This is a genomic window from Caldicellulosiruptor sp. F32 (assembly GCF_000404025.1).
GTDB classification, from domain to species: domain Bacteria; phylum Bacillota; class Thermoanaerobacteria; order Caldicellulosiruptorales; family Caldicellulosiruptoraceae; genus Caldicellulosiruptor; species Caldicellulosiruptor saccharolyticus.
The window spans coordinates 1-12,374 of record NZ_APGP01000032.1 but is presented as its reverse complement, the minus strand read 5'-3'; the positions used below and the strand labels follow the sequence as shown (position 1 = coordinate 12,374).

At 31.3% G+C, this 12,374-nt stretch carries 9 protein-coding genes and 1 riboswitch; of the genes, 7 read left to right on the top strand and 2 right to left on the bottom strand.

Annotation, left to right across the window (positions count from 1 at the left end):
- Nucleotides 1–26 precede the first annotated feature (26 nt).
- Genes H964_RS03650 through H964_RS03640 form a run of 3 tightly spaced genes read left to right on the top strand, consistent with a single transcriptional unit; the run spans nucleotide 27 to nucleotide 2,453 of the window.
- The gene (locus H964_RS03650) at nucleotides 27–653 is read left to right on the top strand and encodes a DedA family protein (RefSeq protein WP_039764713.1); all 627 of its coding nucleotides are present in this window, start codon (nucleotides 27–29) and stop codon (nucleotides 651–653) included.
- A 53-nt stretch (nucleotides 654–706) separates the two neighbouring features.
- Nucleotides 707–1,912, top strand: a complete 1,206-nt coding sequence (locus H964_RS03645) for an aspartate aminotransferase family protein (protein WP_039764711.1) — start codon at nucleotides 707–709, stop codon at nucleotides 1,910–1,912.
- Nucleotides 1,890–2,453 carry a uracil-DNA glycosylase gene (locus tag H964_RS03640; RefSeq protein WP_039764709.1) on the top strand — a complete coding sequence of 188 codons (564 nt, stop codon included), beginning with the start codon at nucleotides 1,890–1,892 and terminating at the stop codon, nucleotides 2,451–2,453. Before H964_RS03645 ends, H964_RS03640 begins: the two co-directional genes overlap by 23 nt.
- 48 nt (nucleotides 2,454–2,501) lie before the next feature.
- Here H964_RS03640 and H964_RS03635 read toward each other — a convergent pair whose 3' ends face one another.
- Nucleotides 2,502–4,229 carry an S-layer homology domain-containing protein gene (locus tag H964_RS03635; RefSeq protein ID WP_039764707.1) on the bottom strand — a complete coding sequence of 576 codons (1,728 nt, stop codon included), beginning with the start codon at nucleotides 4,227–4,229 and terminating at the stop codon, nucleotides 2,502–2,504.
- 195 nt (nucleotides 4,230–4,424) lie between these two features.
- Between H964_RS03635 and H964_RS03630 the strand changes: the two genes are divergently transcribed.
- Genes H964_RS03630 through H964_RS03620 form a run of 3 tightly spaced genes read left to right on the top strand, consistent with a single transcriptional unit; the run spans nucleotide 4,425 to nucleotide 7,551 of the window.
- The gene (locus tag H964_RS03630) at nucleotides 4,425–5,573 is read left to right on the top strand and encodes a GAF domain-containing protein (protein WP_039764705.1); all 1,149 of its coding nucleotides are present in this window, start codon (nucleotides 4,425–4,427) and stop codon (nucleotides 5,571–5,573) included.
- Nucleotides 5,574–5,614: 41 nt separating this feature from the next.
- The gene (locus H964_RS03625; RefSeq protein WP_039764703.1) at nucleotides 5,615–6,349 is read left to right on the top strand and encodes an MBL fold metallo-hydrolase; all 735 of its coding nucleotides are present in this window, start codon (nucleotides 5,615–5,617) and stop codon (nucleotides 6,347–6,349) included.
- Nucleotides 6,346–7,551: a sensor domain-containing diguanylate cyclase gene (locus H964_RS03620; protein WP_039764702.1), complete on the top strand. Its 1,206-nt coding sequence runs from the start codon at nucleotides 6,346–6,348 to the stop codon at nucleotides 7,549–7,551. The genes H964_RS03625 and H964_RS03620 overlap by 4 nt, the downstream gene beginning before the upstream one ends.
- A 62-nt stretch (nucleotides 7,552–7,613) precedes the next feature.
- Here H964_RS03620 and H964_RS03615 read toward each other — a convergent pair whose 3' ends face one another.
- Nucleotides 7,614–8,033: a hypothetical protein gene (locus tag H964_RS03615; RefSeq protein WP_039764699.1), complete on the bottom strand. Its 420-nt coding sequence runs from the start codon at nucleotides 8,031–8,033 to the stop codon at nucleotides 7,614–7,616.
- Between the two features lie 137 nt (nucleotides 8,034–8,170).
- Nucleotides 8,171–8,267: riboswitch (cyclic di-GMP riboswitch) on the bottom strand.
- Nucleotides 8,268–8,410: 143 nt separating this feature from the next.
- Between H964_RS03615 and H964_RS03610 the strand changes: the two genes are divergently transcribed.
- Nucleotides 8,411–11,872 carry an adenylate/guanylate cyclase domain-containing protein gene (locus tag H964_RS03610; protein ID WP_039764698.1) on the top strand — a complete coding sequence of 1,154 codons (3,462 nt, stop codon included), beginning with the start codon at nucleotides 8,411–8,413 and terminating at the stop codon, nucleotides 11,870–11,872.
- The last annotated feature ends 502 nt before the right edge of the window (nucleotides 11,873–12,374 follow it).

Here is a 12,374-nt window from a genome sequence, read left to right as displayed (position 1 = left end):
TACAAACATACTGGAGGAAAAAGGAAATGGAAGTTCTAAAACAAATCTTTATTTCAATTGCAGAATATTTATCACAATTTGGATATTTAGGAATATTTATTGGTATGACTCTTGAGTCTGCATGCATTCCTATTCCTTCTGAGATAATCTTACCACTTGGTGGATATTTGGTTTATAAAGGTATTGGAAATATATTCTCTATGAGCTTAGTAGCAACACTCGGTGGTTATGCTGGCTCTGTAATTGCATATCTAATTGGATATTATGGAGGTCGACCCTTTATCCTAAAATATGGGAAGTATTTCTTTATCTCAAAACACGACTTTGAAAGAGCAGAAAAATTCTTTCAAAAAAGAGGAGAGATTACAATATTCATAAGCCGTCTTTTGCCAGTAATAAGGACGTTTATCTCACTTCCTGCTGGAATTGCAAGGATGAATTTTGTTAAATTTTCTGTGTATACAATCTTAGGTTCGTTTCCTTGGTCTTTAGTATTTGTGTACCTTGGCAAAAAGCTTGGAGATAACTGGAGAACAATTGAAGAGCATTTAAAAGGCTTAGATTATTTTATCTTGGCTGTTTTGATAATCGCTATTTTAGGATACGTAATTATCAAGCTGACACGGTCTAAAAAGAGGGTTGATGTTGAATAAATATTAATATTGGTGTATAATTATAAAAAATTTGATTAGTGAGGTAGTAAAAAATGAAAATAGATGAGATTATTTCTTATGATAAACAGTACTATGTAAATGTTTTTGGCGACAGAATCCCAATTGCATTTGAAAAAGGTGAAGGCTGCATACTTTATGATACAGAAAACAGAGAATATCTTGATTTTATCTCTGGAATTTCAGTGTGCAACTTGGGCCACAGCCACCCGAAATTTGTTGCAGCTTTAAAAGACCAAATTGAAAAATTAATCCACACATCAAGCCTTTTTTATATAGAAAATCAGACCCTTTTGGCTAAAAAACTTTGTGAAATTTCACCTTTTGACAAGGTATTCTTCTGCAATTCAGGTGCTGAGGCAAATGAAGCTGCTATAAAGCTTGTAAGAAATTATTTTTACAAAAAAGGAAGCAATCGATATAAAATCATAACACTTATAAACTCATTTCATGGAAGAACTTTAGCAACAACTGCTGCAACAGGACAAAAGAAGTATCAAAAACCATTTGAACCAATGCCAGAAGGATTCTTGAATGTTGAAGCTGATATTGAGAAAATAAGAATTGCAATAGATGACAAGACAGCAGCTATCATGATTGAACTTGTACAGGCAGAAGGTGGAATTAAGGTTCTTGAAAAGAAATTCGTAAATGAAATTTACAAGCTCTGCAAGGAAAACGGAATTTTACTTATAATTGATGAAGTTCAAACAGGAATTGGACGATGTGGAAGCCTGTTTTGCTTTGAACAGTATGACATTGTACCAGATATAATAACACTTGCAAAGGGACTTGGAAATGGTGTTCCAATTGGTGCAATGCTTTGCAAAAAAGAGGTTGCAAGCTTTGAACCTGGTGAGCACGGTTCTACATTTGGCGGGAATCTTTTAGCAACAAGAGCAGCTTTAGAGGTATTGAAGATAATTGAAGAAGAAAATATAATCGATAATGTAAAGAATATGGGTAGCTATTTAAAACAAAAGCTTTTAGAACTAAAAGAGCTTTTTAAATCAATTGTAGATGTCCGTGGTTTAGGACTATTGATTGGAGTGGAATTTTCTTTCCCTGTTAAAGATATGGTAAAAGAGCTTGCATTAAATGGGCTTTTGACAAGCAGTTGCGGTGGGGGTAATGTTGTAAGGTTTGCCCCGCCCTTGATTGTTCAAAAAGAACATATTGACAGAGCGATAGAAATCTTCAAAGAAGTGGTGAAAAGGTATGACAACATGGGAAGAGCTTGAAAGAAGCTGTCTTTCTTGCACAAAATGCCCAATTTCAAAGGACAGGACAAATGTTGTAATTGGAGATGGCAACAAAAACGCAAAGCTCATGTTTATTGGCGAAGCACCGGGTGAAGAAGAAGATAAGCAAGGAAAACCTTTTGTTGGAAGAGCAGGAAAGCTTTTTGATCTTGTGTTGGATGCTCTTGAACTTTCACGTGAAAATGATTTTTATATATGCAACATCCTGAAGTGTCGACCACCCAACAATCGTGTACCTACAGAGTATGAGGCACAAAATTGTCTACCATTTTTACGGGCGCAAGTAAAACTTGTGCAGCCCAGAATAATAGTCTGTCTTGGCGCAACTGCGATGAAGTATATCCTTGGTAGAAATCTTAAAATCACCCAAGACAGAGGTAAGTGGTTTCAAAAAGGTGAGTTTCACATTATGGCTACATACCATCCAGCAGCACTTCTTCGCGATCCCAGCAAAAGAGAGGATTTTTACAGGGATCTGAAAAGTGTAAAAGAGAAGTTAAAAGAAATGATTCAATTTTAAAAGGGCTGTAAACAACCTATGCAGAAGTGTTTACAGCCCTTTTAAATTTTATGGAATTTTAACTTTTAAGACATTACCTCCAACTATTCTATCAGTATAAATTGCGTAAATTGTTATATAGTAGTAATACCCTCTCTTTATCTCTTTATATTCATTGTTTGTTAAATACTTATCCTTTGCTTTTACATTTATTGAGGTAATATTTCTATCAGTTATTGTTGCCAGCAAACCATCTTTTATATAGTCAGGTGTTGAATTGTTTTCTGAGATAACTATTTTATATCCTAACAATTTATCATTATCTATTTTGTTCCATCTTAGAGATATATATCTTATACCAAAAAATTTTTTTATGGTCTTCGCTTCAAGTTTTGGCCTTAGCTTTGCTATGTCTAAGTTTGAGTAATAAACTGCTTTTACACTATTGCCCGCAACAAACCTGTCTTGATACTGGGCAGTCACGCTAAAATAATACTCCTCACCATCTCTTAAATACTCACCAAAGTCTCCTCCCTTATAAGGTATAGTATTGTCAATTGTTATTTGGGTCGTATTCTTATCATTAATGAAAACAAGATAGCCATTATCAGGATACTTTGGTTCCTTATTTTTCTTAGAAATTACTACATAGTATCCAATTAACCTCGAATCATTTATTGGTTGCCAGCTCAGGACAAATTTATTATCTTTATACTCATACTTCACATAGGGTTTTTCAAAATAATTAGGTACTACTGGCATTTTCAGTTTTATCGAATTGCCTTTTACATACACATTGTTGTCATAAATAGCAGTTACACTAAAATAATACTCTTCTCCACTTTTTAGGTAAACTCCAAAATCACCATTATTATATTTTGAGTCCACGCTTATTTCAATGTAAGTATTATCTCTGTTATTGAATATAGTGAGATAGCCATCCTTAGGATACTCAGGTTCAATATTGTTCTTGGAAATAACAACTGCATATCCTTTTAATCTGGTGTCGTTTATCCTATTCCAAACCAAAACTACCTTATCGCCTTTTGTGTATCCACTCACGTTGGGTTTTTGATAACCGGGCTGCTGATTATTTTGAGCTCCATTGTTATCGTCATAAGTTATTTTTTCCTCTTTGGTATTAATAACATTATAAAGAAGCATAGCTGCTTGGGCACGTGTAAGAACACCTTGTGGGTCAAACCTTAACTGATTAGAATTGGTAACTGGGTTACCTATCATAATGCCTTTTGAAATTGCTATTGCAATATATTTCATTAAATTAGGCGATATTTGGTCTTTGTCAATGTAATTATTTAATATGCTCATATCTACATTCTCATTTTGTAAACCTTTTGCTTTAACAAGCGCAACAGCCATATCTTCTCTCACTGCATAATCAGAAGGTTTAAAGTAGTCACCATTTGCAGTTCTAAATCCTGTCAAATAATATTTTGCACTTTCAACATATGGATAAGCCCAATGATCCTTAGGAACATCTTTAAAGGATGGCGTATCTGTTACTTTTATCGGTAGATTTAGTGCTACCACCATTATTCTTGCAAATTCCGCACGAGTCACAGGATTGTCAGGTCTGAAAGTATTGTCTGGATAGCCCGTAATAATTCCTCTTTCAACCATAAACTTTACAGCATTATAAGCCCAGTGATTTTGCGGTAAATCTGAAAAAATAGGACTTGATGTGTCTTGAGCAAAAGCAATTGCAGAAAAAATTTGTACAATAGCAAAAACCAACATCACACATATCAGCAATAGACGTTTTTTAAATACTTTCATCCTCCTCTGAACCCCTTTCTTAAATTAATTTTGCTTATGATACTTCCATTATAACCATAATTTTTATAATTTATATTATCAAATGATTACAAAATTGTGTAATTTATTTCTAACCTTATTTTTGATTGATTTACCAACTAAATTTTGCGATAATTTTAATATAGCGATTTTCTCAAAAGTGGTGACTTTGACATTATGATAGAACTTTATGACCAAATTTCGAAATTACGAAATATTCTTGAGAAATTGAGCTCCTATGTATTATATGTCTCAACTGAAAAAAATATAGAGGATATTCTCCTTCAAACCATTGATATATGTTTAGAACTTACAACAAGTGATGGTGCCACAATTTATCTTAAAGAAATGATAGAAAACGAGGAAAAACTTGTAATCAAAGCTACAAAAAATCAATCAGTCAATTTTGAATTCTACTTGGGATACTCACTGCCTATAAACTCTATTAGTTTAGCAGGATATGTTGCTTCTAACCGCAAACCTGTGGTTATAAATAAAACTTTATCTTTACCTGAAAATCATGAATATAGGCAATTCAAATTTTTTGACAGGAGTTTGCATTATATTACAATTAACACTATAACAGTACCAATTTTTGATTACACAAACAGTGTTATAGGAGTTTTGCAAGTTGTTAATAAGAAGGCAAAACCTCAATTAAAACTTGAAGAAAATAATGCTCATCTATTTACTATTGACTATACTGATAACGATGCAAGAATAATATTAGCAATCTCGGCACTTTTAGGAATTATTTTAGAGAGAATTTGGCTTCATCAAAAAAATGATCAACTGATAACAAATACTCAAAAGATGCTAAGTAATATTTTCGACTCGGTAAAAAAATCAATTTTGACTTTAAATGATATAATGCTGACAGGTCAGCAAAAGTTCATAGAGTATCTTCAAGCTGAGAAAAGAAAAAAAGTTCTTGAGTTTAAAGAAGGACTTGAACTTTGTAAAAAACAAATTGAACTCTCAAAAGTTACTGAAACAATTATAACTGTATGTTATTTATCAATCGAAACTTCAGATAATAAAGTATCAAATATATTCTATGAAGTACTTTCATCAGAAATAAGAATATATGACATTCCTGTAATGGTAAAAGAAAATGAGTATGTCCTTTTGCTTTACAACGTTGACTTGATAAAAGCTAAAATGATTGCCAAAAGGATAGAAAGAAAAATGATTGAAAAGGCAAATTCACAAAATTATAACCTTCCATTCAAAACCAAATGGAGTTTTTATGAAATAAAACCTTCAGAAGAAAAAGCTCTTGAGGAAATATTTGAAAGTTTAAAAAGTACTCTTGGAGATCTTTAAATTGTTTTTAATTTATTAATTAAGAAATGGTGGTGAAAAAAATGTCAAAGGAAAACCCTTTAAAATTTCTGGGAATCGGAAGTGCTTTTAATCCTAATTATAACAATACCTCTGCTTACTTTGAATTGGAAGATAATCTTTTTTTAATTGACTGTGGTGGAGGTATATTTAACTCCCTTTTGAGTTTGAAACTACTTGAAAAATATCTACATTTAAATGTTTTAATAACTCATACACACCCTGACCACATTGCAAGTTTAGGTCAATTAATCTTGTATTGTTATTATCAACTAAGCAAGAAAATAACTCTTATCTTCCCTCAACCTGAAATAATATCAAATTTACTTGACTATATGGGTATCAGAAATGAGATATACACTTTGAAAACCCCTCAGGACTTTGTTAACTATCTCAGTAAACTTACGGTAATATCCTTAGAACAAGTTCATGTAAATGAATTGCCTTGTTTTGGATATCTAATTTACTTGAATAATGTAACATTTTATTACAGTGGGGACTCAAAATCAATTCCTCTTTATATCCTAACCAAATTTTTAGAAGGCGAAATAGATTTTTTATTCCAAGATACTTGTTCAGAAAATCATAACCATCATCCCCATCTTTCCATAAAGGAACTTTCAGAACAAATACCACCCTCAAAAAGAAAACAGGTTTATTGTATGCATATTGATGAAAGGTTTGATGTAAATTTAGCTAAAAATTTAGGTTTTAATATACCTCAAGAAATTGTAGCTGAGAGGGATGCAAAAAAATGATCGAATATAATAATCCCCAAGATTTAAAAAGACTAATCAGAAAACTCAATAAAATTGGAATTACAATTTCACGGGAGAAAAACGTCGATACCATTTTAGAAATGATCTTAAATGAAAGCATTGACATCACAAATAGTGATGGTGGTACCCTCTATATCGTAAAAGAATTCGAAGGACAAAAATATTTAGTCATCACACTTGCCAAAAACTACTCAGTTGCTTTCAATTACATTGGTTATAAAATACCTATAGATAATCAAAGCATTGTCGGATACGTTGCCCAAAATGGCATTCCTGTTACAATTAACAACATTCAAAATATCCAAAATTCCCATCTGCAGCAGTTTAAACTTTTCGACCAAGCATTACATTATAAAACCCTAAATCTTATGGCAATACCCATGATTGATTATCAAGGCAATGTGATTGGTGTTTTGCAGATAATAAACAAAAAGAAAGACAAGTCCATTAAGCTAACAGAAGACAACATCTACCAAAATATTGTTGACTTTACAAAAGAAGATGAAGAAATTATTTTGTCACTTGCATCTCAAGCGTCTTTATTAATTGAACGAATTCATCTTTACCAAAGGATAGAAAAAAATATTGCAAACACTCGTTATGCTCTAATCAGTTTATTTAATTCTATGAAACAAGTGATTGCAAACTTGAGTGAAGATATTTTAATTGAACAAGAAGAGTTTAAGAAATATGCATCTTTGGACGACCTGACAGGTCTGTTTACGCGAAATGAAGGAATGATTTATTTAGAAAAGCAGATACAACTCTCCAAAATGAATGAAACACACTTTGTTGTTTGCTTTATTGATGTCGATGGACTAAAACAAGTAAATGACACATTTGGCCACCAAATAGGCGATGAACTTTTAAAAAGCTTTGCTCAAATTCTAAAAGAAAGTATCAGAAGTTATGATATAGCATTCAGATATGGCGGAGATGAGTTTGTGTTGATACTTTATAAAGCAACAATAAGAGAAGCTAATATTGTTCTTGCAAGAATCCAAAATAAAATCGACGAGTTTAACGCAAAAGTCCAAAAGCCCTATAAGATTCAAATAAGCTATGGATTTGCTGAATATTCCCCAACTTCCAATTTGAACTCCGAAGACTTGATTAAAATAGCTGATGAGAATATGTACAAGGTCAAGAAAGAAAAGAAAAAAAGTCGACCCTCATATTAATTATGAGGGTCGTTCAAAATATATAAAGGAGTTCGAGGGGTTATGAGGATAGAGGGATTATCTTAGAATGACCATACAAACCTTGAAAAATGATCTGTTTTTAGCTGTTGTTTTTTAAGTTTGACATAAATATTCTTCCCCGCAGACCTATCATAGATGTACCCTTCATATCCTTCACATCTTAGGTGCACATCTTTTTTGAATTTAGCATCTGGTGAAAATTCAATGTACACAGTTCCATTTTCAGCATATATCTGTGCATAAAAGGTAATTGCATCTATTCCATCAGGTAGCGAGTCTTTCTTAAAATCAATTTCTACAAAGCCTACCTGGAATTTTCCTCCTTCATTTGTTACAGTAAAACTACCACTAAATTGAATAGGAGTTTCATCTTGTGCAAAAGCAATGCTACTCAAACCCAATGATAAAATAAATACCAAAAGTATAGCAATTGACCATTTCTTCAAAACATGAAGCTTCATAACTTTTTACACCCCCTTTAAGTTGAGCAAGCAAAGCCTTGCTCATTAATATATCAAAAGGCACCTGACTTTTTAGCCAGGTGCCTCTCTGCCAAAGGTAAATACTCTTTTTACTCCCTTTACCCTTGGACATATGTTTCGGCAGCCTGGCAATCATAGGAAAAGGTAAAACCCTTTTCCGACAGACCCATGGCTTTGCGCCCCTGCCTTTCGACAGGTTTGCCTTTATCGACATATGTGTCTTATTTATTTTTAAAAACTCTGTTCAAACTAGCATTCTTTGTGTATAATTTTTATGTGGTTTTCTAATTATATTATCGCATAAATTTTTAAATTTTCAATAGCTTTTTAAAAAAATTTTTGGGTTGTGAAAAACTATGATTTGTTTTAACTGTGGCAATAAAATTCAATCTCCTAATGCTGAAAAATGTATCTTTTGCGGAATGAAATTTAAGGGTGTGTGTCCATCTTGCAATTCATTATTACCTACCTACATTAATTTCTGCCCTAATTGTGGGGAATTTGTAAGACAAGGTGAAGCTAATCAACAATCTGCTGACGAACTAAAAAAGGTAGCCGTGCTATTTGCAGATATATCAGGATTTACTAAGCTTTCCGAAAAAATAAGCCCTGATGAGGTTAATAATATAATCAATGAATTTTTTGAATATATTTTAAAGCCTGTTTACTACTATGAAGGTACCATAGATAAATTCATTGGAGATTGTGTTATGATACTATTTGGTGCAAAAAACTCTCACTTGGATGACCCAAAGCGTGCTGTGTTGTGTGCTCTTGAAATGTTAAAGCTCTGTAACGAGTTTTCAGTACAAAAAAATTTAAAAATATCAATGAGTATCGGCATAAATTATGGTATAGTTGCAATTGGCAAAGTCGGAGGATATTATGAAAAGGATTATACTGTTATTGGGGACGTTGTTAATGTTGCTCAAAGATTACAAGCAGCAGCACCTGAGAATACTATTTATGTATCAGAGAGTATTTATAGGGAGACTTTTGATTTATTCCTATATTCAGAGGCAAAAGAAATTTATGTTAAAAATAAAAGCAATCCCATAAGGTGTTATATACCTTTAGAAATTATCAATGAAGCTACAACATTTGATGTAATTTCTCGTATCCAGGATAGCTATTTATCAAAACTATTTAATATAATCGCATCAAAAGATACAAATAGCGTTCTTTTACTGGGGCCAAACGGTGTTGGAAAAACTTCTCTTTTAGAAAAATTAACTAATCATTTAGTTGCAAACAATATAAAAACGTATTACATTAGATGCAGTTTTAATAATTATTCGCGTCCTTACTTGTTAATTTCGCAAATAATATGTAAAGTATTAAATGTAAGTGTAGACGATGTGCAAACCATAAAGCAACATCGATTAATCTCTTTTCTTGACTTTTTATTTAAAGATGACTTAGAAAAAAAAGAAACCTGTTTCAAATTTCTTTCTATCATTCTGCAATTAGATATCGAGGATGATTTTAGAAATATTGTTTCATCCATGACCCAAGAAGATTTGGAATTTGAAATTCGGCAAAATGTACTTCTATTTTTTGATGCTTTTTTGAGCTCAAATTTTTCTATTTTTTTAATAGATGACATCCATTATGCTGACATTGAATCAATTCAAATCCTGGAATATTTAAAGACAAATTTGTATTGTGATAAAGTAATCTTTATTATAACTTCAGAAAATGAAAGTATCCACCTTAATGCCGAAAAAACCATCTATGTGCAGAAATTGTCACTTCAGGAAACAGAGGAATTTCTGAAATCTTTCTTTAATGTTAATACTGTTGATGAAAAATTTACTCAGCTAATGGTGGACATATCAGAAGGAAAAATTTCTTATCTTAAAGAGGTTTGTAGATGGCTTTATTTGAATCATCAGTTGTGCATTCAGAACAATAAGCTGTTTCTTCAAAACACTAATATAAATGCTTCAGAAATATTTTATAAAATTGTTGAACACAGACTTTCTCAACTCGATAAGGAATTAATACAATTTTTGAAAATAGCTGCTGTTTTTGGACAAAGATTTAATTTACGTATAGTATTAAATGTTTTAAAACCTTCAAAATCTGAAAATGATATCATCTTAACTCTTTCAAAAAGTAATTTCATTAAATTTGTTGACATAACTTATCAATCTTCAACAGCAGACAAAATCTTCGAATTTGCAAATAATATTATTTTTGAAACAGTCCTGAGGTCAATACCAAAAAGTACTAAAATAAGTCTTCATCTTAAAATTGCCAAATCTATTGAAAAACTATTCAGAGAAAATATTAGTTATTATTACGAGCTTTTGATTTATCATTACCATGAAGCGAACGATATAATAAATTCTTCCAAATATTGTATATTGCTTGCAAATTATTATAAAAAGCAACTTTTGTACAAGTACGCAGTAAAATACTTTAAAATTGCAATTGAAATGTTAGAAAATTACAACCAACAAAAAAACAATCTATATACAAAAGTACTTGAAGAATTATCAAGTTTAGAAAAACAAATGGGTAACTATGTTGAAGCTCTTAAGTACTTAAATATCTTAGATAGCGTAGCAGATGCCGAAAAAAGTCTATTTATAAAATGCGAAATATGTGAATGTCTCATCCTTACTGCTGACTTTGCTAAAGCGAAGGAAATACTCATAGGGCTTGAAAAAAATATTGACAGGAATAGTACCTTATATTCAAAATTAGTCTACCTCAAGAGTCTATTTCAATGTTATACTGGGGCTTCAGATATTAACCAAATTTTGGAAGAGACAGAAACTATAATAATGCAAGATAATGAGATTGAGAATCTTGTGAAAATTTTTAATGTAGTTGCATATACATTTTATAGAAACTATGGAGATATTAATAAGGCAATAAATTACTTACAAAAAGCTAAATCTGCCGCAATTAAAACTAATAATATTGGTTTACGTGTCAAACTTACCAGTAATCTTGGTATTCTTTATTTTCAAACTGGTCAAATTAATAGCGCAATACAAAATTTAACATTAGCCTTAGAAGAAAGCAAAAAAATTTCCGATAGACATACACAAATTCATATTTTGATAAATTTAGGGATAATTTATACAAAGAAAGGACTTCTTAAAAAAGCATACGAATATCTAAACCAAGCTTATGAAAATGCTGAAAAATGGAATTTCTCGTATGAAGAATGTGCTTGCCTACTTAATATAGGCGAAATCTACATTGAAAAAGGTTTATTAATACATAGCTATGAATTGTTTTTAGCCTCACTAAATATCAGCGAAACAAAAATGTTTACTGCCGAAAAAGCTTTGAGTTTTATAAATCTCGCAAAAGTTTTGCTTCTTCTGAAAAATTGGCAAGCTGCTGAAGAATTTCTTAATAAAGCAACAAGTTTTATTAAAAATTTAAAAGACATAGATACATCTTACGAATATCATCTAACTAAGGCAGAGTTTTTTTTGTTGACAAACAATCTTTTGGATGCAGAGAGAGAAATTGATATTTCATTAAAGTTTGCAGAAAAAAACATATTCAGACAAATAGAATGCATAAGAAAGAAAGGGGAGATACTTTCTGCTGCTGAAAAGTACAGTGAAGCAATAGAATGCTTCAAAAATGCAATAAAACTTAGTGAAACAAGTGGTTCTGCCTTAGAACTCGCAAAGTGCTATTTTCTCTTAGCAAAAACTTATCTAAAAACTTCGCAAAAAGACCAAGCAAAGTATTATTTTGAAATGTCAGAAAAATGGAGCAAATTAATTGATGATGAGTGCAGTATCAAGACTGAAATAGCTTCATTTAAAAAGTGTTTGATAAGTTAAATCAACTGCATTGTTTGAGCAGAAGATATTTTACTAATGTAAAATTTCCTTAAAAAGCAAAAATTAACATCTCAATTAAGCATGAAATAACAGGAAAATAGAGTCTAACTAATCAGAACTTGTATGAATACGTAGGGAAGATGGAAGAACAAAGAAACACTATGAAGACTATAAGATAAACCTAAAAATAGAAATAGGCTACACAAACTAATTTTATGACGAGATTAAATCAAAATTCGTTATAAAAAGAGAGTTATAATCAGAAGTATTTACGGGTATTCAGAACCACAAGATAAAAATAAAGCCATAGCTTCGTATACATATTTTGTAAAATTTTATATCACCAATATTACAGTTCGAAGCTATGGCTTTAATAATTTTTATCCGTTGCATTTTTAATTTGCAATTAACAATTTTTTGTCATTAAATAATTTTCTATAAACCTATTATTTTGGTTCTTGCCCCCATATCAGCACACCATCTACATACGCCGTTACCTTCT